Origin of the sequence: Variovorax paradoxus (genome assembly GCF_902712855.1) — a bacterium.
Taxonomy (GTDB): domain Bacteria; phylum Pseudomonadota; class Gammaproteobacteria; order Burkholderiales; family Burkholderiaceae_C; genus Variovorax; species Variovorax paradoxus_Q.
The window spans coordinates 1534340-1557623 of sequence record NZ_LR743507.1 but is presented as its reverse complement, the minus strand read 5'-3'; the positions used below and the strand labels follow the sequence as shown (position 1 = coordinate 1557623).

The window sequence follows — 23284 nt, the reverse complement described above, 5'->3', positions numbered from 1 at the left end:
GAAGCATCCATGAAGAAGACCCCGGCCCCTGCCACCCTCCTTGCCATTTCCCTCTGCCTCGCCACGGCCACCACTGCCCTCCACGCGCAGGACTTCCCCGCCGGCAAGCCCATCACCATCGTCGTGCCCTTCGCGGCCGGCGGCCCGACCGACCGCGTGGCGCGCGACCTGGCCGAGGCCATGCGCAAGCCGCTGGACGGCACCAGCATCGTGATCGACAACGCCGCCGGCGCCGGCAGCACCATCGGCAATGCCAAGGTGGCGCGCGCCAGGGCCGACGGCTACACGCTGCTGCTGACGCACGTGGGCATGGCGACCACGCCGGTGCTGTACCGCAAGCTGCCCTACAACTACGAGACCGACTTCGAGTACCTGGGCCTGATCAACGACGTGCCCATGACGGTCATCGGCAAGCCGCAGCTCGAGGCCGGCAGCTTCAAGGAACTGCGCGACTGGATCGCGAAGAACCCGGGCAAGACCAACCTCGGCAACGCCGGCATCGGCTCTGCCTCGCACCTGTGCGGCCTGCTGCTGCAAAGCGAACTGAAGGCCGAGATGACCACCGTGCCGTACAAGGGCACCGCGCCGGCCATCGCGGACCTGCTGGGCGGACAGATTGACCTGCTGTGCGACCAGACCACCAACACCACGTCGCAGATCGAGGCGAAGAAGGTCAAGGCCTACGGCGTGACCACGCTGAAGCGGCTCGGCACGCCCGCACTGAAGGACTTGCCCACGCTCGACGAAGCCGGCCTCAAGAACTTCCAGGTGACGATCTGGCACGGGCTCTACGCGCCCAAGGGCACGCCCGCGCCGGTGCTGAAGAAGCTCAACGACGCGCTCAAGGTCGCGCTGAAGGACCCGGAATTCATCAAGAAAGAGGAAGGCCTCGGCGCGGTGGTGGTCTCCGACAAGCGGGTCGAGCCCGGCGAGCACAGGAAGTTCGTGCAGGACGAGGTCGCGCGCTTCGGCCCCGTCATCAAGGCGGCCGGCGTGTACGCCGACTGACGCAGGCCGGGCATGGTGCGACGCACAGGCGACAGCGAGGGTAATTCCGCGTCGGCGCGGCGGGGGTGGCTGCATACCATCGGAGCCCTTCCTTGCACACCGGCGGACTCCCGCTTCCCGCTCCCGTGTCTTTGCTCCTTTCGGCAGGCCGCGCCATGCTGAAGCTTTCCGCGCCGTACCGGGCCGGCTTTGCCGGATCGCCCGGCGACCTGCGCGACAAGGCCGTACTGGCGCGATTCAACGGCGACGCCCCGGCCATCCCGGCCGGCGCGCCGCCGCTGCCGCGCTGGCGCTTCTGGGGCGCCATCGGCCTGTGGCTGTGCCTCATCGCGGGCGGTGGCGCGCTGGCCTACCTCGTCGGCGAGCGCGCGGGCATCCGCTCGCTGCAGCAGGGCACGCTGCACCGGCTCGACATCTACGCCACCAGCCTGCGCAGCGAGCTCAGCCGCTACGAGTACCTGCCGCAGGTGGTGTCGCTGAGCCCCGACGTGCTCGACCTGCTGCGCAAGCCGCATGACAGCAGCCTGCAGCTCGACGCCAACGTCTACCTCGAGACCGTCAACGCCCACGCGCAGGCCTCGGCCATCTATGTGATGAACGAGAACGGTCTCACGCTGGCCGCTAGCAACTGGAACCAGCCGGGCAGCTTCGTGGACATGAACTTCTCGTACCGCCCCTATTTCCAGGACGCGCTGCGCGGCGTGCCGGGGCGCTTCTACGGCATCGGCACGGTGAGCCGCGAGCCGGGCTACTACTTCTCCTTCGGCATCCCCGACGGCCTGCGCCAGCTCGGCGTGGCCACGGTGAAGGTCAACCTCGACAAGCTCGACGCGGCCTGGTCGCATTCGGCCGACCGCGTGCTGGCCATCGACGGTAACGGCGTGGTGTTCCTCTCGTCCGATCCGGGCTGGAAGTTCCGCGCGCTGCGTCCGCTGTCGAGCGAAACGCTGCAGCAGCTCGCGCAGACGCGCCAGTACACCGAGGCCGGCGCGCTCACGCCGATCGACATGCGCGAGCACCAGCCGCTGTCGGGCGGCGCGGGCACGGTGGTGCAGCTGCGGGCCGGCGAGGCGCCGCAGCGCGCGGGCGCCACGCCGTTCGGGCCCGACTACCTGCTCGACAGCCGGCCCGTGGACGGCACCGACTGGAAGCTCATCATGCTGTCGGACATGAAGCCGGTGCATGCGCTCGCGCGCACCAGCGCGCTGGCGACGATGTTCGCGCTGGTGTTCCTCACGCTGCTGGTCATGTACTTCCAGCAGCGCCGGCGCATCGTGCACCAGCGGCTGGCCGCTCGCGAAGCGCTGCAGGGCGCCTACGACGAACTCGAGCACAAGGTCGAGCTGCGCACCGAGGCCCTGAGCGAGGCCAATCAGCACCTGCAGACCGAGATCGCCGAGCGCAAGCGCGCCGAGGAGATCCTGAAGAACACGCTCGAGGACCTGGTGCAGACCGGCAAGATGGCCGTGCTGGGCCAGATGTCGGCCGGCATCACGCACGAGCTCAACCAGCCGCTGGCCGCATTGCGCACGCTGTCGGCTAACGCGGTGGTCTACCTAGAGCGCGGGCAGTCCGACCAGGTCGACCTGAACCTGCGCACCATCTGCGACCTGACCGACCGCATGGGCCAGATCACCGCGCAGCTCAAGAAATTCGCGCGGCGCTCGGCGGTGGAACTGCAGTCGGTGCCGCTGGCCGACGTCATTGCCGACTCGCTCTTCCTGCTGGGCCAGCGCATCCGCCAGGAGCGCATCGAGCTGGAGCAGGCCGTCGAGCCCCGGCTGTTCGCGCGCTGCGAGGGCAACCGGCTCGAGCAGGTGCTGGTCAACCTGCTGGTCAACGCCTTCGACGCGACGGCCGCCGCCGGCGCGAGCCCCCGCCGCGTGCGCATCGTGGCGCGCCGCACCGTCGAGGGCGTGGCGGTGGAGGTGCACGACAACGGCACCGGCATCGCGCCCGAGGTGATGCCGCGCCTGTTCGAGCCCTTCTTCACCACCAAGGAACAGGGGCTGGGCCTGGGCCTCGGTCTGGCCATCTCGGCCGGCATCGTGCGCGACTTCGGCGGGCTGCTGCGCGCCGGCGACAGCGAGCTCGGCGGCGCCGCCTTCATCGTGACGCTGCGCAACGGGCACCGCGGCGCGCAGGGCATGCAAAGCACACAAGGCACACAAGCCACACAGGGAGCACTTCATGGCTGAGCAGGAACTCGAGGTTCTTTTCGTCGAGGACGACCCGGCCGTGCGGCTGGGCAGCACGCAGGCGCTGCAGCTCGCGGGACTGCGCGTGTCGGGCTTCGGCTCGGCCGAGCACGTGCTGCCGCGCGTGGTGCCCGGTTTCGCAGGCGTGCTGGTCACCGACGTGAAGCTGCCCGGCATGGACGGGCTCGCGCTGCTGTCGCGCGCGCTCCAGGTCGACCCCACGCTGCCGGTCATCCTCGTCACGGGCCATGGCGACATCACGATGGCGGTGCAGGCCATGCGGCTGGGCGCCTACGACTTCCTCGAAAAGCCCTTCTCGCCCGACCAGCTCACCGAGGTGGTCCAGCGCGCGCTCGAGAAGCGCGCGCTCAGCCTCGAAGTCGACCTGCTGCGCCGCAAGCTCGAAGGCTACGAGGCCATCGAGGCCAAGCTGATCGGGCGCTCCTCGGCCATGCAGCGGCTGCGCCGGCTGGTGCTCGACGTGGCCAGCTCCGACGCGGACGTGCTGATCCTCGGAGAGACCGGCACCGGCAAGGAACTGGTCGCGCGCTGCCTGCACGACTGCGGGCGGCGGCGTGAAGGCAACTTCGCGGCCATCAACTGCGGCGGCATGCCCGAGGCGCTGTTCGAGAGCGAGATGTTCGGCCACGAGGCCGGCGCCTTCACCGGCGCGGCGAAGCGGCGCATCGGCAAGATCGAGCATGCGCGCGGCGGCACGCTCTTTCTCGACGAGATCGAGACCATGCCGATGAACCTGCAGGTGAAGATGCTGCGCGCGCTGCAGGAGCGCCAGTTCGAGCGCCTGGGTTCCAACGAGCTGCGGCCGATGGACAGCCGCGTGGTCGCAGCCACCAAGGCCGACCTGCTGGAAGCCGCGCGTGCGCAGAAGTTCCGCGACGACCTCTACTACCGCCTGAGCGTCGTGGTGCTGCACCTGCCGCCGCTGCGCGAACGGCGCGAGGACATCCCGCTGCTGTTCACCCATTTCGCGATGCAGGCCTCGCTGCGCCACGGGCGCGAGCTGCCCCTCGTCGGCCCGCGCCAGCTGCAGGCGTTGATGGCACACGCGTGGCCGGGCAACGTGCGCGAGCTGCGCAACATCGCCGACCGGTTCGTGCTCGGCCTGTGGGACGGCGAGGAAGGCTTCCGCAGCATGGCGCAAGGCCCGCGCACGCTCGACGAGCAGATGGCGCAGTTCGAGCGCTACCTGATCCACGAAGCGCTGGAAGCCTGCAACGGCAGCGCCGCCTCGGCCGCCGAGCGCCTGGGCGTGCCGCGCAAGACCCTCTACGACAAGATGCGCCGGCTCGGCCCGCTGGACGCGGCGCCGTCCGACGACGCGACGGCCTCGGCCCCGCCACGGCGCGCGTTGCGCAGCGCCTGAACCTTGGCTACGCTCGCGGGCAGATGACAGAACCCGCAGCGACCGCCCCTCTCCGCGCGACTTCCCCCGACCCGATCGCCGACGGACTCGCCGATGGCGGCCTTGCCCGCAGGTTCTTCGCCCCCGACGGCGCGCCGGCCTTCGCCGTGCGCTGGCACGGCACGGTGTACGCCTACCTCAACCAGTGCCCGCATGCGGGCGGCCCGCTCGACTTCGACGGCCAGGTGATCGAGCGTTCGGGCCGCTACCTGATGTGCGCGCGGCACGGCGCCATCTTCGAACCCGATACCGGCAAGTGCGTGGGCGGCCCGTGCCGCGGCGCGCGGCTCACGCCGCTGGCGGTGCACGAGCGGCCGGACGGCAGCGTGTGGCTCGGCCACGCCGGATGAAAACCATTCTTCAAGGAGATTCCATGCGCAACATGTCCCGTTCCTTCGCCCGTTCGCTCGCCCTGCCCGCAGCGGCCATCGCGCTCTCGGCGCTCGCGGCCGGCTGCACCGGCATGTCGGGCGGCCCCGGCGGCAAGGCCTACACCGGCATGCGCGTCAGCTCGAGCGCCTTCGCCGACAACGGCGTGATTCCGGCCGACCACGGCGGCGCCGGCGAATGCGGCGGCAAGAACGTCTCGCTGCCCGTGGCCTGGAGCAACCTGCCGGCCAAGACGAAGTCGGTGGCGGTGCTGGTGTTCGACCCGGACGGCGCCGCCGGGCTGGGCGTGTCGCACTGGGTGGCTTACAACATCGCGGCCGACCGCGGCGAGCTCAAGGCGGGCGAAGGCCAGGCGGGCTCGAACTTCAACTTCACCATGGGCCCGAACGTGGCCGGCGCGCCGGCCTACCGCGGCATGTGCCCGCCGGTGGGCGACCGTCCGCACCACTACGTGCTGACCGTGGTCGCGTCCGACCTCGCGCCGGGCGCGCTGCCGGCCGGCCTGGCGCGCGACGCGCTGCTGGCCGCGCTCAAGGGCCATGCACTGGGCGGGCAGAGCGTGGTGGGGCTCTACAGCCGCTGACGCTTTCGGTGCGGTAATAATCCGGCGTCCCCCCGCCGGCGCCCGTCGGCCATGGCTTCCGCCGCTTTCCGAAAGCTCCACCGATGGTCCCGTCCGCAGCCGCCGCGTCCGATGTCACCCAGCCCCACGACGACCTCGACGCCATGTTCGACCTGGCGCCCGTCTCGCTCTGGATCGAGGACTACAGCGAACTGAAGCGCAAGCTCGACGGCTGGCGCGCCGAGGGCATCACAGACCTGGTGGCCTACCTGTCGGAAGACCCGAGGCGTGTGAGCGACTGCATGGCGCTGCTGAAGGTTCTGCGCGTCAACCAGCACACGCTGCAGCTCTTCGCGGCCGACAGCCAGGAAACCCTGCTCGGCGCGCTCGACCAGGTGTTCCGCGGCGACATGTCGACCACCGTGATCCACGAGCTCGACTGCCTGTGGCGCGGCCAGCTCACCTTCGAGAGCGAGACCGTCAACTACGCACTCGACGGCCGCCGCCTCGACGTGCGCGTGCGTGCCCGCGTCCTGCCCGGCCACGAGAACGACTGGAACCGCGTGCTGGTCTCGCTCGACGACATCACCGAGCGCGTGGCCGCGCAGCGCCTGCGCGACGAAAGCGCCACCTATGCGCGCAACCTGTTCGAGCATTCGCCGGTGTCGCTGTGGGTGGAGGACTTCAGCGCGGTGCGCACGCTGATGCAGAGCATCCGCGCACGCGGCATCACCGACTTCGCCACCTTCATCAAGGTGCACCCCGAGTTCGTCACGCGCTGCATGCAGGAGATCCGCGTCATCGACGTGAACCAGGAAACGCTGCGCATGTTCGGCGCGCCCGACCTGCCCGCGCTGCTGGGCAACATCTCGCGCATCTTCCGCGACGAGATGCGCGAATCGTTCGCCGAGCAGCTGCAGGACCTGTGGAACGGCAAGACCGTGCAGCACCGAGAGGTCCTCAACTACTCGCTGTCGGGCGAGGTGCTGAACATCCACATGCAGTTCGCGGTGCAGGACGACCGGCTCGACTCCTGGGACCTGGTGCTGGTGTCGCTGGTGGACATCACCGCGCGCAAGAAGGCCGAGGCCTACCTCGAGTACCTCGGCAAGCACGACGTGCTCACCCAGCTGTGCAACCGCACCTACTACAGCGAGGAACTCAACCGCCTGTCGCGCAAGGGCCCGTGGCCGGTGTCGATCGTGGCCATCGACCTCAACGGCCTGAAGCAGCTCAACGACCAGGAAGGCCACGCCGCCGGCGACTCGATGCTGCGGCGCATGGGCGAAGTGCTCGACAAGGCCGTCGATCCGCCGGCCTGGCCCGCGCGCATCGGGGGCGACGAGTTCGCGGTGCTGCTGCCGATGACCGACGAGCGCGGTGCCGAGGCGATGCGCGATCGCATCCTCACGCTGCTCGAGATGAACAACCAGTTCCACGCCGGGCAGAGCGGCCATGCGCTGAGCCTGGCCATCGGCCTCGCGACCTGCCATGCCGGCGAGACGCTGGAGTCGGCGCTGCAGCGGGCCGACCGCGCGATGTACGACGACAAGGCCCGGTACTACGAGGCCGAAGGCAAGGACCGCCGCGGCACCGGCTCCTGAGGCAGGCGCACCCGCTCCAGCACGAAGTCGATGAAGGTCCGGATCGCCCGCGTGTGCTGGCGGTTCGGCATGTACAGCATGAACATCTGCGTTCCGAAGATGCTCAGGCGCCAGTCGTCCAGCGTGGTCACGACGTCGCCGCGGCGCACGTCCTCCTGCACCACGTAGTCGGGCACCAGCCCGATGCCCAGGCCCGCGAGGATGGCCTGGCGCAGGAACAGAAAATTCTCCGAAATGAGCGTCGGCTCGAGGATCACCTCGCGCCGCACCTCTCCCAGGTTCTGGCCCTGGTAGGCCGACACGCGCAGTTGCCGGCCGATGACGGCGGCCGTGACCACCGGCGCGCCCTGCAGCGCGTCGAGCTGGGTGGGCAGCGGATGCTTCGCTGCGTAGCCGGCTGAAGCGCAGGCCACGTAGCGCACCGGCCCCATCTCGCGCGCCACCAGGTTCTGCGGCGGCTCGGGAATCACCCGGATGGCGATGTCGACCTCGTCGCGCAGCAGGTCCTCGATGCGGTTCTCGAACACCACGTCGAGCACGATGCCGGGGTACTGGCGCTTGAAGTCGATCAGCCAGTCGGCCATGACCAGCTGCCCGTAGCCGCTGGGCACGCTCAGCCGCACGCGGCCCTGCAGGCCCTGGCCCAGTTCGGTGACCGATTCGCGCGCGGCCAGCAGTTCGCCCTGGATGGCCACGCCGTGCTGGTACAGCCGCAGGCCGATCTCGGTCGGCTCGGCGCGCCGGGTGGTGCGGCGCACCAGCTGCGCGCCCACCGAGCGCTCCAGCTGGTTCAGGTGGTAGCTCACGTTGGCGCGGCTCATCTTGAGCCGGCGGGCCGCCGCGCTCAGGTTGCCCGCATCGAGGATTTCCACCAGCAGGGTGAGCGATTGCAGGTCCATGCGGGCGATTGTGTCAAAAATCCTTTGACAGTCTGTCAACCGGCTATGCAATTGTCAAAGCCGCAGCACGGGCGAAGAATGAGGGGGTTCACCCCAGAGCCCCGGGTCCCGCCCGGGCCACTTCTCCCCCGTTCCTGTTCCGCAGGGCCCGCCACGCAAGAGACAAGCACATGGCCAGCACAACCCCCAGCCCCTCCACGTCCTCCGGTCCCGTCACCTTCGAGCGTCACGGCGACGTGTTCGTGGTGACCATCGACAACCCGCCCGTCAACGCCCTGGGCGTGGACGTGCGCGGCGGCCTGGTGGCCGCCATCGACGCGGCCGAAGCCGACAGCGCCGCCCGCGCGGTTCTGATCGTCGGCGCGGGCCGCAACTTCATCGCCGGCGCGGACATCCGCGAATTCGGCAAGCCGCCGATGCCACCCTCGCTGCCCGAGACCTGCCTGAAGATCGAGAACTGCAGCAAGCCGGTGATCGCCGCCATCCATGGCGCCGCGCTCGGCGGCGGGCTCGAGGTGGCGCTGTCGGCGCACTACCGCATCGCCTCGCCCACCGCCAAGCTGGGCCTGCCCGAAGTGGCGCTCGGCCTGCTGCCCGGCTCGGGCGGCACGCAGCGCACGCCGCGCCTGATCGGCGTGAAGCCCGCACTCGAACTGATGCTCAGCGGCCGCCACGCGGGCGCGAAGGAAGCGCTGTCGCTCGGCCTCGTCGACCGCCTGTCCACCGACGCCGATGCGCGCGCCGAAGGCCTGGCCTATGCAAATGAGCTGATCGCCGCCAGCGCCCCCGTGCGCCGCTCGCGCGAAGCGACCGGCCTTGCCGACAGGGAAGCCAGCCGCGCCGCCCTCGAGGCCGCGCGCGCCGACACCGCCAAGAAGAGCCGCGGCCTCTTCTCGCCGATGAAGATCATCGAGGCCGTCGAAGGCGCGCTTACGCTGCCCTTCGACGAAGGCATGGCGCTGGAGCGCAAGCTGTTCCTGCAGTGCATCGACAGCCCGCAGCGCGCCGGCCTGATCCACGCCTTCTTCGCCGAGCGCGAAGTGCTGAAGGCGCCCGAAACCAAGACCGCCAAGCCACGCGCGCTGGAGTCGGCCGGCATCGTCGGCGGCGGCACCATGGGCGCGGGCATCGCGGTGGCCATGCTCGACGCGGGCATGCCCGTGACCATGATCGAGCGCGACGACACGCAGCTCGCGCGCGGCCGCGCCAACGTCGAGAAGGTGTACGACGGCCTCATCAAGAAGGGCCGCATGACCGATGAGGCCAAGGCCGCGGTCATGGCGCGCTTCTCGGGCTCGACCAGCTACGACGCGCTCGCCAACGTCGACATCGTGGTGGAAGCCGTGTTCGAGGACATGGGCGTCAAGAAGGCCGTGTTCGCCGAACTCGACCGCGTGTGCAAGCGCGGCGCGGTGCTGGCCACCAACACCTCCTACCTCGACATCGACGAGATCGCCGCCAGCATCTCGCGCCCGCAGGACGTGGTGGGCCTGCACTTCTTCTCGCCGGCCAACATCATGAAGCTGCTGGAGATCGTGGTGCCCGCCAAGGTGAGCGCCGACGTGGTCGCCACCGGCTTCGAGCTGGCCAAGAAGCTCAAGAAGGTGCCGGTGCGCGCCGGCGTGTGCGACGGCTTCATCGGCAACCGCATCCTGGCCGTGTACCGCCAGGCCGCCGACCACATGATGGAAGACGGTGCCTCGCCCTACGACATCGACGCCGCCGTGCGCAACTTCGGCTACCCGATGGGTCCGTTCCAGGTGTCCGACCTGGCCGGCGGCGACATCGGCTGGGCCACGCGCAAGCGCAAGGCCGCCACGCGCGACCCGCAGGCGCGCTACGTGCAGATTGCCGACCGCATCTGCGAGCGCGGCTGGTTCGGCCAGAAGACGCAGCGCGGCTACTACCTGTACCCCGAAGGCGCCCGCACCGGCGAGCCCGACCCCGAGGTGCTGGCCATCATCGACGCCGAGCGCGAGCGCGCCGGCATCACCCCGCGCAAGTTCACCGAAGAGGAAATCATGCGCCGCTACATGGCCGCCATGATCAACGAGGGCGCCAACGTGGTGCTGCAGCGCATCGCGCTGCGCCCGCTGGACGTGGACGTGACCTTCCTCTACGGCTACGGCTTCCCGCGCTTCCGCGGCGGCCCGATGAAGTACGCCGACATGGTGGGCCTGCCGAAGGTGCTGGCCGACATCCGCGAGTTCGCCAAGGAAGACCCGGTCTTCTGGAAGCCGTCGCCGCTGCTGGTCGAGCTGGTCGAGCGCGGCGCCGACTTCGCCAGCCTGAATCAATCCGAGTAATCCAACGTCAGCCGTCCAGGAGACAACCCCATGCGTGAAGCCGTCATCGTTTCCACCGCCCGCACCCCGCTCACCAAGGCGCACCGCGGCGAATTCAACATCACCCCCGGTCCCACGCTGGCGGCCTTCGCCGTGAAGGCGGCCGTCGAACGCTCGGGCCTCGACCCCGCGCTCATCGAGGACGCCATCCTCGGCTGCGGCTACCCCGAGGGCACCACCGGCCGCAACATCGCGCGCCAGGCCATCATCCGCGCCGGCCTTCCGATCAGCATCGCCGGCACCACCGTCAACCGCTTCTGTGCCTCGGGCCTGCAAGCCATCGCCATGGCCGCGGGCCGCATCGTGGTGGACGGCGCACCGGCCATGATCGCGGGCGGCGTGGAAAGCATCTCGCAGATCCGCAGCCGCAGCGCCACCGACAGTGGCGACAGCGGCATGGACCCGTGGATCGTCGAACACAAGCCCGCGCTGTACATGGCGATGATCGAGACGGCCGACATCGTCGCCAAGCGCTACAACATCAGCCGCGAGGCGCAGGACCGCTTCTCGGCCGAGAGCCAGCGCCGCACAGAGGAGGCGCAGATCGCCGGCCGCTACAAGGACGAGATCGTCGCCTGCACCACCACCATGGCGGTGACCGACAAGGAAACCAAGGAAGTCACCCACCGCGAAGTCACCGCCACCGAAGACAACTGCAACCGCCGCGGCACCACCTACGAGGCGCTCGCCAAGCTCAAGCCGGTGATGGGCGAAGACAAGTTCGTGACGGCCGGCAACGCCTCGCAGCTGTCGGACGGCGCATCGGCCTGCGTGCTGATGGAAGCGAAGGATGCCGAGCGCGCCAACATCAAGCCGCTGGGCGCCTTCCGCGGTCTCGCGGTGGCCGGCTGCGAGCCCGACGAGATGGGCATCGGCCCCGTCTTCGCGGTGCCCAAGCTGCTCGCGCGCCACGGCCTGAAGGTGCAGGACATCGGCCTGTGGGAGCTCAACGAAGCCTTCGCCTCGCAGTCGATCTACTGCCAGGACAAGCTGGGCATTCCCTCGGAACTGCTCAACGTGAACGGCGGCGCGATCTCCATCGGCCACCCCTTCGGCATGACCGGCGCGCGCCTCGCGGGCCACGTGCTCATCGAAGGCAAGCGCCGTGGCGCGAAGTACGCCGTGGTCACGATGTGCATCGCCGGCGGCATGGGCGCCGCTGGTCTCTTTGAAATCTACTGAACGGCTCGCCCCCAGGCGTCGCGCACTTCGTGTCGCGACGCCACCCCCCGACCGGGGGCAACACCTGCGGCCCGGCAAGGCCAGTTCCGCGGTGTTCCCGATGAATACGTCCAAACGCAACCGAGAGATACGACATGGACCTGAACTTCACTCCCGAAGAAGAAGCCTTCCGCAGCGAGGTGCGCGCCTTCCTGGCCGCGAAGCTGCCGGTGCGGCTGTCCGAGAAAGTGCGCAGCGGCAAGATCCTCGAGAAGGCCGACATGCAGGAATGGCACGCCATCCTGAACGAGCGCGGCTGGCTCGCCAACCACTGGCCCGAGCAGTACGGCGGCCCGGGCTGGACGGCGGTCGAGAAGTTCATCTTCGAGAACGAGTGCGCGCTGGCCTTCGCGCCGCGCATCGTGCCCTTCGGCGTGAACATGCTCGGCCCGGTGCTCATCAAGTACGGCAACGAGGCGCAGAAGAGCCACTGGCTGCCGCGCATCCTGAACGGCGCCGACTGGTGGTGCCAGGGCTATTCGGAACCCGGCGCAGGCTCCGACCTGGCCGCGGTGAAGACCTCGGCCGTGCGCGGCATCGACGCGCAGGGCGACCACTACATCGTGAACGGCCAGAAGACCTGGACCACGCTGGGCCAGCACGCCAACATGATCTTCTGCCTGGTGCGCACCAACCGTGAGGCGAAGAAGCAGGAAGGCATCAGCTTCCTGCTGATCGACATGGAGTCGCCCGGTGTCGAAGTGCGCCCGATCATCACGCTCGACGGCGAGCATGAAGTGAACGAGGTGTTCTTCTCCGACGTGCGCGTGCCGGCCGAGAACCTCGTGGGCGAGGAGAACAAGGGCTGGACCTGCGCCAAGTACCTGCTGACCTACGAACGCACCAACATCGCGGGCGTGGGCTTCTCGGTGGCCGCGCTCGAACAGCTCAAGGGCATCGCGGCCACGCAGACGAAGAACGGCAAGCCGCTGGCCGACGACCCGGCCTTCGCGGCGCGCATGGCGCGTGTCGAGATCGACCTCGAGAACATGAAGACCACCAACCTGCGCGTGATCGCGGCGGTGGCAGGCGGCGGCGTGCCGGGCGCGGAAAGCTCGATGCTGAAGATCCGCGGCACCGAGATCCGCCAGGAAATCTCCTCGCTGGCCCGCCGTGCGATGGGCGTCTATGGCCGCCCCTTCATCGCCGAGGCATTGAAGGACGGCTACACCGGCGAAACCTTCGGGCCGCCTTACGCCTCGGCCGCCGCCTCGCGCTACTTCAACAACCGCAAGCTGTCGATCTTCGGCGGCTCGAATGAAATCCAGAAGAACATCATCTCCAAGATGATCCTCGGGCTGTAAAGGAGACATGCCATGAACTTCGAACACACCGAAGACCGGCGCATGCTCGCCGACAGCCTGAACCGCTTCATCAGCGAGCAGTACGCGTTCGACGCGCGCGACCGCATCGCGAAGTCGCAGCACGGGTTCAGCAAGGACATCTTCCAGCAGTTCGCCGAGCTCGGCGTGATCGGCGCGCTCTTCAGCGAAGCCGATGGCGGCTTCGGCGGCGGCGGCTTCGACATCGCCGTGGTCTTCGAGGCGCTGGGCCGTGGCCTGGTGATCGAACCGCTGCTGGGCGCGGTGATGGTCGGCGAGGCGCTCAGCGCGACCGGCACCGACGCGCAGAAGCAGAAGCTCGGCGACATCATCAACGGCGTTGCCGTCGCGGCCTTCGCGCACGACGAAGCCGACACGCACTACGAACGCACGCGCGTGCAGACAAAGGCCGAACGCAGCGGCGATGGCTGGGTGCTCAACGGCGCCAAGGCCGTGGTGCCGCAGGGCGAGCAGGCCGACCTGTTCCTGGTTTCGGCGCGCACATCGGGCAACGTGGACGACGAAGCAGGCATCTCGCTCTTTTTGGTGCCCGCGAAGACCGCGGGCCTCACGGTGCGCGGCTGCCCGTCGATCGACGGCGGCCGCGTGGCCGAACTCTCGTTCGACGGCATGAAGCTGGACGGCGACGCGCTGCTGGGCACCGAAGGCCAGGGCCACGCCACGCTGGAGCGCGCCATCGGCCGCGGCGTGCTCGCACTGTGCGCCGAAGCGCTGGGCGCGATGGAAGCCGCCAAGACCGCCACGCTGGAGTACCTGCGCACGCGCAAGCAGTTCGGTACGCTGATCGGCAGCTTCCAGGCGCTGCAGCACCGCATGGCCGACCTGCTGCTCGAAATCGAACAGGCCCGCTCGGCCGTCATCAACGCCGCGGCCGCCCTCGACACGGGCGACCGCGTGACGCGCGAGCGCGCGCTGTCGGCCGCCAAGTTCAGCATCGGCCGCATCGGTGCGCTGGTGGCCGAGGAAAGCATCCAGATGCACGGCGGCATCGGCATGACCTGGGAACTGCCCCTGCCCCACTACGCCAAGCGCCTGGTGATGATCGACCACCAGCTCGGCGACGAAGACCATCACCTGCAGCGCTACATCCAACTCGGCAAGGCACTTCCATGAGCGACAACAAGACCGTCCTGATCTCGCAGCAGGGTGCCGTGCGCATCCTCACCAACAGCAACCCTGCCGCGCGCAACGCGATCACGCCCACGCTGTATGCCGAACTCTCGGCCGCGCTGGCCGATGCCGAGAAAGACCCTGAAGTGGGCGCCATCGTCTTTACCGGCGCGGGCGACTTCTTCTGCTCCGGCGGCGACCTGAACCTGCTGGCCAAGCGGCGCGAGCTGCCGATGGCCGAGCGCCGCCAGATCCTCGAAGGCCTGAACAACCTGATTCGCGCGCTGCGCGACTGCAGCAAGCCGGTGATCGCGGCCGTCGAAGGCGGCGCGGCCGGCGCGGGCCTGTCGATGGCGCTGGCCTGCGACATGCTGGTGTCGGCGCGCGACGCGTTCTACACCGTGGCCTATGTGAAGGTCGGCCTCACGCCCGACGGCGGCGCCACCGCCTTCCTGGCGGAGTTCGTCTCGCGCCAGGTGCTCACCGAGCTGTGCCTCACCGGCGACCGCATGACGGCCGAGCGGCTGAACCAGCTGGGCGCCGTCAACCGCCTGACCGACAAGGGCGCGGCGCTGGCCGAAGCCGTTGCGCTCGCGGCAAAGGTGGCGACCGGTCCGCAACGCGCCATCGCGCGCATCAAGACGCTGTGCCGCCAGGCGCACCACGCCACGCTCGAGGAGCAGCTCGACGCCGAGGCCGTGTTCATGGTCGAGTCGCAGGGCGACGCCGAGGCGGCCGAAGGCATCGGTGCGTTCCTGGGCAAGCGCAAGTCCGACTTCGTCGCGCTGCGCCATCAAGGCCACAAGGCAAAGGACGCGTCCTGACGCGGCCCCTGCCGCCCCTGCCATCCGCCTCGCACGCCGTGCGGGGCTTTTCCGTTTCTCCGAAGTCCCCGTCATGCCTCTACTGAACTCATCGCTGCCGCTCGCCGGCGTGCGCGTCCTCGATCTGTCCCGCATCCTGGCGGGCCCCTGGTGCGGCATGGTGCTGGCCGACATGGGCGCCGAGGTGATCAAGGTCGAGCACCCCGGCCGCGGCGACGACACGCGCGACTGGGGCCTGCGCGTGGGCAAGACCGAGACCGCCTACTTCAACAGCGTCAACCGCAACAAGCGCTCGGTCACGCTCGACCTGCAGACGCCCGAGGGCCAGCAGCTCGCGCGCGACCTGGCAAAGCAGTGCGACGTGGTGATCCAGAACTTCAAGTTCGGCGGCATCGACAAGCTGGGCATGGGCTACGAGCAGCTCAGCAAGGAGCAACCGGGCCTCATCTACTGCTCGATCTCGGGCTACGACCGCACCGGCGCCGAGGCCGCGCGCCCCGGCTACGACTTGGTGGTGCAGGGCGAGGCCGGCCTGATGGCGCTGAACGGCGAGGCCGACCAGCCGCCGCTGAAGTTCGGCGTGGCCGCGGTCGACCTGTTCACCGGCATGTACTCCGCGCAGGCCGTGCTGGCCGCGCTCTACCAGCGCGAGAAGACCGGCCGTGGCCGGCATGTGGAAATGGCGCTGTTCGACTGCGGCCTGATGATCACCGCCTACTACGGCCTCGAGGCCCTGTTGATGGGCGAGGACCCGCCGCGCTACGGCAACTCGCACCCGTCGATCGTGCCCTACGGCGTGTTCGACGCGGCCGACGGCCCGCTGGTGATCACCGTGGGCAACAACGCGCAGTTCGCGCGCTTCTGCACCGACGTGATCGACCGCCCCGACCTCGCGGCCGACGAGCGCTTCAAGACCAACATCCTGCGTTCGGCCAACCGCGCGGCGCTGCTGCCCGAGCTGCACGCCGAGCTGGCGAAGCGCCCGCGCGCCGGCCTGCTCGAGAAGCTCACCGCCTCGGGCATTCCGTGCGGCGAGGTGCTGGGCCTGCTGGAGGCGCTGAACTCCAGGCGCGCCACCGACGCCGGCCTCGTGACCACGCAGCCGCATCCGGTGGCCGGCACAGTCAACGTGCTGGCGCCGCCCTACCGATTCGATGGCGAACGCCTGCCGGTGCGCAGCGCGCCGCCCACGCTGGGCGAAGGCACGCACGACGTGCTGCAGTCGCTGCTCGGCCTGTCGGACGAGAAGCTCGCCGCGCTGAAGACGAGCGGCGTGGTCTGAGCAAAAGACGTGCCCTCCCCCGCTTTCCTGTTTCCCTGTTTCCCTGTTTCCTGTTGTCCTGTTGAAGAAGTCCATGGCCTCCCTCGTTTCCCGTTCCCTCCGCAATCCCGTTCGCCGTGCACTCATCGCCCTGGCCTTGCCTCTCATCGCGGGCAGCGCCTTCGCGCAAGCGTGGCCCGGCAAGCCGATCACGCTGATCGTGCCCTTCCCGCCCGGCGGCCCGACCGACGTGGCCTCGCGCATCGTGGCGCAGAAGATGTCCACCGCGCTCAAGCAGAACATCGTCATCGACAACCGCAGCGGCGCGTCGGGCACCGTGGGCGCCGCCGCGGCCGCACGCGCGCCGGCCGACGGCTACACCTTCGTGATGCTGGCCACGCCCACGCTGCTGGCCTCGCACCTGTACGGCCCCACCGGTGGCTACGACATCTTCAAGAGCTTCACGCCCGTGGGCTCGGTGTACGACCTGCCGATCGTGCTCGTGGTCAACCCCAAGTCGCTGCCTGAAGTGACCAGCCTGCAGGGCCTGATCGCCAAGGCCAAGGCCGAGGGCGGCAAGCTCAACTACACCACCGCCGGCGCCGGCAGCTTCGGCCACCTGACGACCGAGCAGCTGAAGAACATCGGCAAGTTCGACATGCAGCACGTGCCCTACCGCGGCAGCGCGCCCGCCGTGACCGACCTGATCGGCGGCCAGGTGCCCGCGATGTTCTCCGACCTCGTGGCCGTGATCCCGCACATCCGCGCGGGCAAGCTCACCGCCATCGCGGTGGGCTCGGGCCAGCGCGTGAGCCTGCTGCCCGACGTGAAGACCGTGGCCGAGCAAGGCTTCCCCGGCTTCGACGCCACCTCGTGGGGCGGCCTGCTGGCACCGGCCGGCACGCCCAAGGACATCGTCGAGCGCATGAGCGCCGAGCTGAAGAAGGTTCTGGCCGACACGGAAGTGCAGGACAAGCTCGAGAGCGTGGGCTCCTTCGCCGCCTACCGCACGCCCGAGCAGACCGGCGTTCGCATGAAGCAGGACTTCGAGCGCTGGGGCAAGGTCATTCGCGACAACCACATCACGAACCAGTAAAACCGCAGGCGGCCCGGCCACGCACCACCGGCATCAAGGAGACAGACATGACAAACACGCAAAGCAACAAGAACAACGACAAGACCCCGGCCGGCGCGCCGTTCCGCCCCGCACTCCCGGTCCGCAGCCTCGCGGACATCCGCAAGCTCGAGGAGACGCCGCTCGCGCAGGCGCTCACGGTGCGCAGCACCTACGAGATCTTCCGCAACGCGGGCCATGCCTTCGGCGGCAAGACCGCGCTCACCTTCCTGCGCACCGGCAACCCGGCGGACGAGCCGATCCGCTGGTCTTACGCCGAACTGCTCGCGCGCATCCACCAGACCGCGAACCTGCTGCACACGCTCGGCGTGGGGCCCGACGACGCCGTGGCCGTGCTGCTGCCCGGCTGCCTCGAATATCACCTTGCGCTGTGGGGCGGCGAGGCGGCCGGCATCGTGCAGCCGCTGAACCCGCTGCTCACCGACGAGAAGCTGGTGGCGCTGATGACCGCCGCGCGCGCCAAGGTGCTGATCGCCTACGGCTCGGACATCGAATCGGGCATGTGGTCGAAGGCCATGCGCCTGCGCGGCCAGGTGCCCACGCTCACCACCGTGCTGCGCGTGGCGCCGCACGACGAGGCACCCGGCGCGGCCGGCGCGCTGCCCGAGGGCGTCGCCGAGTTCGACGTGCTGCGCACCGCGCAGCCCGACGACCGCCTCGTGAGCGGCCGCGACATCGCGCCCAGTGACATCGCCGCCTACTTCCACACCGGCGGCACCACGGGCGCGCCCAAGCTCGCGCGCCACAGCCATGGCGCGCAGGTGTTCACCGCCTGGGCCAGCGTGCAGGTCGCGGGCATGAACGAGAACGGCATCTCCATCAACGGCTATCCGCTGTTCCATGTGGCGGGCGTGCTGCCGGCGTCGCTGGCTTCGCTGTCGGCGGGCGTCGAGGTGATCATTCCCACGCCCTCGCTGCTGCGCAACAAGGAGGTGCTGGCCAACTACTGGAAGCTGGTCGCCAAGTACCGGCCGACCTCGCTGTCGGCCGTGCCCACCGTGCTGGCCGCGCTGGCCAACGTGCCGCTGGACGGCGCGGACATTTCATCGATCACCTACTGCCGCACCGGCGCGGCCGTGCTCTCGCCCGAACTGGCCGCGCGCTTCGAGCGCCTGTTCGGCCTGCATGTGCACGAGAGCCTGGGCATGACCGAGATGGCCGGCATCTCGACCATCACCCCGCCCGGCGTGGACGGGCCCGCGGGCTGCGTCGGCTTTCGCCTGCCGTACATGCAGATGCGCGTGGTGGCGCTCGACGAGAACGGCAACGCGAGCGACCGCGAAGTCGCGCCCGGCGAACAGGGCATGGTGCTGTTCAAGTCGCCCAACGTGTTCTCGGGCTTCGTGGACCCGGCCGACAACGCCAAGGCCTTCACCGCCGACGGCTGGCTCGCCACCGGCGACCTGGGCTGGATCGACAGCCAGGAGCGGCTGAACCTCACCGGCCGCTCGAAGGACCTGATCATCCGCAGCGGCCACAACATCGACCCGAAGACCATCGAGGACGCGCTGGGCGCGCACCCTGCCGTGCAGCTGTGCGCAGCAGTCGGTGCGCCCGATGCCTATGCGGGCGAACTGCCGGTGATCTTCGCGACCCTGGTGCCCGGCGCCTCGGCCACCGAAGAAGAACTGCTGGCTTTCACCGCCGCACGCGTGGACGAAGCACCGGCGCGGCCCAAGTGGGTGTCGGTGATCGGTGCGATGCCGATGACCAACGTCGGCAAGATCTACAAGCCCGAACTGCGCGCCATGGCCGCCCGGCAGGTGGTGGCCGCGACGGTGGCCGAGCTGTGCGCCGAACTCGGCGCGAGCGAGGCCGCGCGGCCCGCGGTGACCGCCGAAGGCGAAAGCCTGGTGCATGTGCAGATCGACAGCGTCGCGGCAGGCGCGCTGGCCGCGACGTTGCGGGAGCGCCTGCAGGCGGCGTTGGCGCCGCTGCCCTTCAAGACGCGCGTGACGCGGCAGTGAGCGGGCCTCGAGAGTTTGAGAAACCCAAAAGATAGAGAGAGACAAGCCATGACCCATTCATCCACCGGCCGCCGCGCATTGCTCTGCGCCGCCGCATCGACCTCGGCGCTGTTCGCGCTGGCGCCCGCGCACGCGCAGGCGCCCTACCCGAATAAGCCGATCCGCCTCGTCGTGCCCTTCCAGGCCGGCGGCGCCACCGACGTGCTCGCGCGCGTGCTGGGCCAGAAGATGTCGGCCGGCTTCGGCCAGCCCGTGATCGTCGACAACAAGCCCGGCGCGGCCGGCATCATCGGCACCGACGCGGTCGCCAAGTCGGCGCCCGATGGCTACACGGTCGTGTTCTCGCTCAGCAACGCGCTGCTGACCAACGAGTTCCTCTACGAGAAGCTGCCCTACGACACGCAGCGCGACCTCACGCTGGTCTACCAGGTGGCGATGGGTCCGCTGGTGCTGGTGGTGCATCCGAGCGTGCCGGCCAAGACCGCACCCGAACTGCTGAAGTACGTGGCCGCGAACAAGGGCAAGGTCGCATACGGTTCGTATGGCGTGGGCGCCTACCCGCACCTGGCCGGCGCGCACATGAGCCTCACGCAGCAGGCCGACATGAACCACGTCGCCTACAAGGGCGAGGCGCCGATGATGCAGGACCTGATCGGCGGCCAGGTCCAGATGGCCTATGCGAGCGCCCTTGTGGCCAAGCCGCACATCGACGCGGGCAAGGTGCGCGCCATCGGCGTGAGCGGCGAGCGCCGCATGGCCGCGCTGCCCAACGTGCCGACCATGGCCGAGCAGGGCCTCAAGGACGAGGCCTACCGCGTGACCGGCTGGCTCGCCTTCGCGGTGCCCGCCAAGACGCCCAAGCCCATCGTGGACCGCATCGCCGAGGAAGTGCGCAAGGCCTCGCAGCAGCCCGACGTGCGCGAGCGCATCGCAGCCATGGGCTTCGAGCTGAAGGACAGCTCGCCCGAACTCTTTGCTGCCGCATGGAAGCAGGAGCGCCCGGTGTGGGAGCGCCTGATCAAGCAGTCGGGCGCGCGGCTCGAATAAACCCTCTTTCTTTTTTCATTCGTCATTCGTCATTCGAAGGAACAACCATGAAGATTCTTGTGCCCGTGAAGCGGGTCGTCGACTACAACGTGAAGGTGCGCGTGAAGAGCGACGGCACCGGCGTGGACATTGCCAACGTGAAGATGAGCATGAACCCGTTCGACGAGATCGCCGTCGAAGAAGCGGTTCGCCTGAAGGAAAAGGGCGTGGTCACGGAAGTGATCGCCGTCTCGTGCGGCGACGCCAAGTGCCAGGAAACCCTGCGCACCGCGATGGCCATCGGCGCCGACCGCGGCATCCTGGTGGAGACCACCGAAGAGCTGCAGCCCCTCGCTGTTGCCAAGCTGCTCAAGGCGCTGGTCGACAAGGAGCAGCCTTCGCTGGTCATTCTGGGCAAGCAGGCCATCGACGACGACGCCAACCAGACCGGCCAGATGCTCGCTGCCCTCGCCGACCTGCCCCAGGCCACCTTCGCCTCCAAGGTCGAAGTCGCCGGCGACAAGGCCACGGTCACCCGCGAAGTCGACGGCGGCCTCGAAACCCTCACCCTCAGCCTGCCGGCCGTCATCACCACCGACCTGCGCCTGAACGAGCCGCGCTACGTGACCTTGCCCAACATCATGAAGGCCAAGAAGAAGCAGCTCGACACGGTCAAGCCGGAAGACCTGGGCGTGGACGTGAAGCCGCGCCTGAAGACCCTGAAGGTCGCGGAGCCGCCCAAGCGCGGCGCCGGCATCAAGGTGCCTGACGTTGCAACGCTGGTGGACAAACTGAAGAACGAAGCGAAGGTCATTTGACTCGCCCCCAGGCTTCGCGCACTTCGTGTCGCTACGCCACCCCCCAACCGGGGGCAACACCTGCGGCCCGGCGAAGCCGGTTCCGCGGTGTTCCCCGAAAAGTCTCGTTGAATAGCGTGCCGCAAATTGCCGCACAGGAGAAATGAAATGACCGCACTCGTCATTGCAGAACACGACCACGCCAGCATCAAGCCGGCGACCCTGAACACCGTGACTGCCGCACTCGCTTGCGGTGGTGATGTTCACGTGCTGGTGGCTGGCGCCAATGCCGCCGAAGCGGCCAAGGCAGCCGCCCAGATCGCAGGCGTGACCAAGGTCATCGCCGCCGACAGCCCGAGCCTGGCCGAGAACCTCGCAGAGAACGTTGCAGCGCAAGTCCTCGCCATCGCCGCGAACTACAGCCACATCCTGTTCCCCTCGACTGCCAACGGCAAGAACGTCGCGCCGCGCGTGGCCGCCAAGCTGGACGTGGCCCAGATCAGCGACATCACCAAGGTCGACAGCCCCGACACCTTCGAGCGCCCGATCTACGCAGGCAATGCGATCGCCACCGTGCAGAGCAGCGACGCCACCAAGGTGATCACCGTTCGCACGACCGGCTTCGACGCCGCAGCCGCCACCGGTGGCAGCGCAACGGTCGAAACCGCCGAAGGCGTGGCCGACAGCGGCAAGAGCAGCTTCGTGGGCCGCGAAGTCACGAAGAGCGACCGCCCCGAACTGACCGCCGCCAAGATCATCGTGTCGGGTGGCCGCGCGCTGGGCAGCGCAGAGAAGTTCACCGAGGTGATGACGCCGCTGGCGGACAAGCTCAATGCGGGCCTCGGCGCCAGCCGCGCCGCAGTGGACGCGGGCTACGCCCCGAACGACTGGCAAGTGGGCCAGACCGGCAAGATCGTCGCCCCCCAGCTGTACATCGCAGCAGGCATCTCGGGCGCGATCCAGCATCTGGCCGGCATGAAGGACTCGAAGGTCATCGTCGCGATCAACAAGGACGAAGAAGCCCCGATCTTCTCGGTGGCCGACTATGGCCTCGTGGCCGACCTGTTCACGGCCGTGCCGGAACTGGTGAAGGCGCTGTAAGCGGGAGGCCGCGACGATGAAGACCCGCATCACCGAACTGCTGGGCATCCGCTACCCGATCATCCAGGGCGGCATGCAATGGGTGGGCCGCGCCGAGCTGGCCTCGGCCGTGTCGAACGCCGGGGGCCTCGGCATCGTCACCGCGCTCACGCAGCCCACGCCCGACGACCTGCGCCGCGAGATCGAGCGCACGCGCACGATGACCGACAAGCCCTTCGGCGTGAACCTCACGATCCTGCCGGCCGTGAAGCCGCCGCCCTATGCGGAGTACGTGCAGGCCATCATCGACAGCGGCGTGAAGATCGTCGAGACCGCGGGCAACAGCCCGAAGGACTTCATCGCAGCGCTGAAGGAGCATGGCGTGAAGATCGTCCACAAGTGCACCTCGGTGCGCCATGCGCTCTCGGCCGAGCGCAACGGCGTCGATGCGGTGTCGGTGGACGGCTTCGAGTGCGCGGGCCATCCGGGCGAGGACGACGTGCCCGGCCTCGTGCTGCTGCCGGTGGCGGCGCGCAAGCTGCGCATTCCGATCATCGCGTCGGGCGGCATCGCCGACGGGCGCGGCATGGCGGCAGCGCTGGCACTGGGCGCAGAAGGCATCAACATGGGCACGCGCTTCTGCGTGACCAAGGAAGCGCCGATCCACGACAACATCAAGCAGGCGCTGGTCGATGCGACCGAGCGCGACACCAAGCTGATGTTCCGCACCATGCACAACACGGCGCGCGTGTTCCGCAACGCCGTCTCCGAAGAAGTGGTGGCCACCGAGAACCGGCCGGGCGGCTGCGAGTTCGAGGACGTGCGCCCGCTGGTGGCCGGCGCGCGCGGACGTGCGGCGCTGGAGTCTGGCGAGGTGCAGAACGGCGTGGTCTCGGCCGGCCAGTGCATCGGGCTGATCGACGACATTCCGACCTGCGCGGAACTGCTGGAACGCATGGTGCGCGAGTGCCGCGAGCATCTGGACCGGGCCCGGTCCTGGATGGACTGAGTTCCTTCTTCTCTTCGCCGGGGGCGCTCACGCCGACGTGATGCGCGGCGAAGCGAATGTCCCCCGGCCTGCGGCCTCCTTC

The 23284-nt window shown here is 68.9% G+C and carries 19 protein-coding genes; 18 read left to right on the top strand and 1 reads right to left on the bottom strand.

Going from position 1 to position 23284, the window contains the following annotated elements; genetic code table 11:
• Positions 1 to 9 precede the first annotated feature (9 nt).
• From AACL56_RS06920 to AACL56_RS06895, 6 genes are all read left to right on the top strand, one after another.
• On the top strand, positions 10 to 1008 hold the full coding sequence (locus AACL56_RS06920; protein WP_339089087.1) for a tripartite tricarboxylate transporter substrate-binding protein: 999 nt from the start codon (positions 10 to 12) through the stop codon (positions 1006 to 1008).
• A 155-nt stretch (positions 1009 to 1163) separates the two neighbouring features.
• On the top strand, positions 1164 to 3206 hold the full coding sequence (locus AACL56_RS06915) for a sensor histidine kinase (RefSeq protein ID WP_339089086.1): 2043 nt from the start codon (positions 1164 to 1166) through the stop codon (positions 3204 to 3206).
• Positions 3199 to 4590, top strand: a complete 1392-nt coding sequence (locus tag AACL56_RS06910) for a sigma-54-dependent transcriptional regulator (RefSeq protein ID WP_339089085.1) — start codon at positions 3199 to 3201, stop codon at positions 4588 to 4590. The genes AACL56_RS06915 and AACL56_RS06910 overlap by 8 nt, the downstream gene beginning before the upstream one ends.
• A 23-nt stretch (positions 4591 to 4613) precedes the next feature.
• Positions 4614 to 4979 (top strand): Rieske (2Fe-2S) protein, encoded by a 366-nt coding sequence (locus tag AACL56_RS06905; RefSeq protein WP_339089083.1) that lies wholly within the window; start codon positions 4614 to 4616, stop codon positions 4977 to 4979.
• Positions 4980 to 5002: 23 nt separating this feature from the next.
• Positions 5003 to 5602 (top strand): YbhB/YbcL family Raf kinase inhibitor-like protein, encoded by a 600-nt coding sequence (locus AACL56_RS06900; protein ID WP_339089082.1) that lies wholly within the window; start codon positions 5003 to 5005, stop codon positions 5600 to 5602.
• 83 nt (positions 5603 to 5685) lie between these two features.
• A complete protein-coding gene (locus AACL56_RS06895; RefSeq protein WP_339089081.1) occupies positions 5686 to 7185 on the top strand; it encodes a sensor domain-containing diguanylate cyclase in 1500 nt (499 codons plus the stop codon).
• Here the strand turns inward: AACL56_RS06895 and AACL56_RS06890 are convergent.
• Positions 7143 to 8084, bottom strand: coding sequence for a LysR family transcriptional regulator (locus AACL56_RS06890; protein ID WP_339089080.1), 942 nt, complete (start codon positions 8082 to 8084; stop codon positions 7143 to 7145). The genes AACL56_RS06895 and AACL56_RS06890 overlap by 43 nt on opposite strands.
• 170 nt (positions 8085 to 8254) lie before the next feature.
• Between AACL56_RS06890 and AACL56_RS06885 the strand changes: the two genes are divergently transcribed.
• From AACL56_RS06885 to AACL56_RS06830, 12 genes are all read left to right on the top strand, one after another.
• A complete protein-coding gene (locus tag AACL56_RS06885; protein ID WP_339089079.1) occupies positions 8255 to 10390 on the top strand; it encodes a 3-hydroxyacyl-CoA dehydrogenase NAD-binding domain-containing protein in 2136 nt (711 codons plus the stop codon).
• A 30-nt stretch (positions 10391 to 10420) separates the two neighbouring features.
• Positions 10421 to 11611, top strand: a complete 1191-nt coding sequence (locus AACL56_RS06880) for an acetyl-CoA C-acyltransferase (RefSeq protein ID WP_339089078.1) — start codon at positions 10421 to 10423, stop codon at positions 11609 to 11611.
• Positions 11612 to 11745: 134 nt separating this feature from the next.
• Complete coding sequence (locus AACL56_RS06875) at positions 11746 to 12954, top strand: acyl-CoA dehydrogenase family protein (protein ID WP_339089077.1); 1209 nt, start codon at positions 11746 to 11748, stop codon at positions 12952 to 12954.
• Between the two features lie 12 nt (positions 12955 to 12966).
• Positions 12967 to 14106, top strand: a complete 1140-nt coding sequence (locus AACL56_RS06870) for an acyl-CoA dehydrogenase family protein (RefSeq protein WP_339089076.1) — start codon at positions 12967 to 12969, stop codon at positions 14104 to 14106.
• The gene (locus AACL56_RS06865) at positions 14103 to 14927 is read left to right on the top strand and encodes an oxepin-CoA hydrolase, alternative type (RefSeq protein ID WP_339089075.1); all 825 of its coding nucleotides are present in this window, start codon (positions 14103 to 14105) and stop codon (positions 14925 to 14927) included. The genes AACL56_RS06870 and AACL56_RS06865 overlap by 4 nt, the downstream gene beginning before the upstream one ends.
• A gap of 73 nt (positions 14928 to 15000) precedes the next feature.
• Entirely contained in the window at positions 15001 to 16209 is a 1209-nt protein-coding gene (locus tag AACL56_RS06860) for a CaiB/BaiF CoA transferase family protein (protein ID WP_339089074.1), read from the top strand.
• A gap of 73 nt (positions 16210 to 16282) precedes the next feature.
• The gene (locus AACL56_RS06855; RefSeq protein ID WP_339089073.1) at positions 16283 to 17284 is read left to right on the top strand and encodes a Bug family tripartite tricarboxylate transporter substrate binding protein; all 1002 of its coding nucleotides are present in this window, start codon (positions 16283 to 16285) and stop codon (positions 17282 to 17284) included.
• Positions 17285 to 17331: 47 nt separating this feature from the next.
• Positions 17332 to 19290: an acyl-CoA synthetase gene (locus AACL56_RS06850; RefSeq protein ID WP_339089072.1), complete on the top strand. Its 1959-nt coding sequence runs from the start codon at positions 17332 to 17334 to the stop codon at positions 19288 to 19290.
• A gap of 48 nt (positions 19291 to 19338) precedes the next feature.
• The gene (locus tag AACL56_RS06845) at positions 19339 to 20337 is read left to right on the top strand and encodes a Bug family tripartite tricarboxylate transporter substrate binding protein (protein ID WP_339089071.1); all 999 of its coding nucleotides are present in this window, start codon (positions 19339 to 19341) and stop codon (positions 20335 to 20337) included.
• A gap of 47 nt (positions 20338 to 20384) precedes the next feature.
• The gene (locus AACL56_RS06840) at positions 20385 to 21134 is read left to right on the top strand and encodes an electron transfer flavoprotein subunit beta/FixA family protein (RefSeq protein WP_339089070.1); all 750 of its coding nucleotides are present in this window, start codon (positions 20385 to 20387) and stop codon (positions 21132 to 21134) included.
• A 147-nt stretch (positions 21135 to 21281) separates the two neighbouring features.
• Positions 21282 to 22214 (top strand): electron transfer flavoprotein subunit alpha/FixB family protein, encoded by a 933-nt coding sequence (locus AACL56_RS06835; RefSeq protein ID WP_339089069.1) that lies wholly within the window; start codon positions 21282 to 21284, stop codon positions 22212 to 22214.
• A 16-nt stretch (positions 22215 to 22230) separates the two neighbouring features.
• A complete protein-coding gene (locus tag AACL56_RS06830; RefSeq protein WP_339089068.1) occupies positions 22231 to 23202 on the top strand; it encodes an NAD(P)H-dependent flavin oxidoreductase in 972 nt (323 codons plus the stop codon).
• The last annotated feature ends 82 nt before the right edge of the window (positions 23203 to 23284 follow it).

Coding starts and splice junctions, on each gene's coding strand:
- AACL56_RS06870 (WP_339089076.1), top strand. CDS start 12,967: ATGAACTTCGAACACACCGAAGACCGGCGCATGCTCGCCGACAGCCTG.
- AACL56_RS06890 (WP_339089080.1), bottom strand. CDS start 8,084: ATGGACCTGCAATCGCTCACCCTGCTGGTGGAAATCCTCGATGCGGGC.
- AACL56_RS06895 (WP_339089081.1), top strand. CDS start 5,686: ATGGTCCCGTCCGCAGCCGCCGCGTCCGATGTCACCCAGCCCCACGAC.
- AACL56_RS06915 (WP_339089086.1), top strand. CDS start 1,164: ATGCTGAAGCTTTCCGCGCCGTACCGGGCCGGCTTTGCCGGATCGCCC.
- AACL56_RS06900 (WP_339089082.1), top strand. CDS start 5,003: ATGCGCAACATGTCCCGTTCCTTCGCCCGTTCGCTCGCCCTGCCCGCA.
- AACL56_RS06830 (WP_339089068.1), top strand. CDS start 22,231: ATGAAGACCCGCATCACCGAACTGCTGGGCATCCGCTACCCGATCATC.
- AACL56_RS06840 (WP_339089070.1), top strand. CDS start 20,385: ATGAAGATTCTTGTGCCCGTGAAGCGGGTCGTCGACTACAACGTGAAG.
- AACL56_RS06885 (WP_339089079.1), top strand. CDS start 8,255: ATGGCCAGCACAACCCCCAGCCCCTCCACGTCCTCCGGTCCCGTCACC.
- AACL56_RS06860 (WP_339089074.1), top strand. CDS start 15,001: ATGCCTCTACTGAACTCATCGCTGCCGCTCGCCGGCGTGCGCGTCCTC.
- AACL56_RS06920 (WP_339089087.1), top strand. CDS start 10: ATGAAGAAGACCCCGGCCCCTGCCACCCTCCTTGCCATTTCCCTCTGC.
- AACL56_RS06835 (WP_339089069.1), top strand. CDS start 21,282: ATGACCGCACTCGTCATTGCAGAACACGACCACGCCAGCATCAAGCCG.
- AACL56_RS06855 (WP_339089073.1), top strand. CDS start 16,283: ATGGCCTCCCTCGTTTCCCGTTCCCTCCGCAATCCCGTTCGCCGTGCA.
- AACL56_RS06850 (WP_339089072.1), top strand. CDS start 17,332: ATGACAAACACGCAAAGCAACAAGAACAACGACAAGACCCCGGCCGGC.
- AACL56_RS06845 (WP_339089071.1), top strand. CDS start 19,339: ATGACCCATTCATCCACCGGCCGCCGCGCATTGCTCTGCGCCGCCGCA.
- AACL56_RS06865 (WP_339089075.1), top strand. CDS start 14,103: ATGAGCGACAACAAGACCGTCCTGATCTCGCAGCAGGGTGCCGTGCGC.
- AACL56_RS06905 (WP_339089083.1), top strand. CDS start 4,614: ATGACAGAACCCGCAGCGACCGCCCCTCTCCGCGCGACTTCCCCCGAC.
- AACL56_RS06910 (WP_339089085.1), top strand. CDS start 3,199: ATGGCTGAGCAGGAACTCGAGGTTCTTTTCGTCGAGGACGACCCGGCC.
- AACL56_RS06880 (WP_339089078.1), top strand. CDS start 10,421: ATGCGTGAAGCCGTCATCGTTTCCACCGCCCGCACCCCGCTCACCAAG.
- AACL56_RS06875 (WP_339089077.1), top strand. CDS start 11,746: ATGGACCTGAACTTCACTCCCGAAGAAGAAGCCTTCCGCAGCGAGGTG.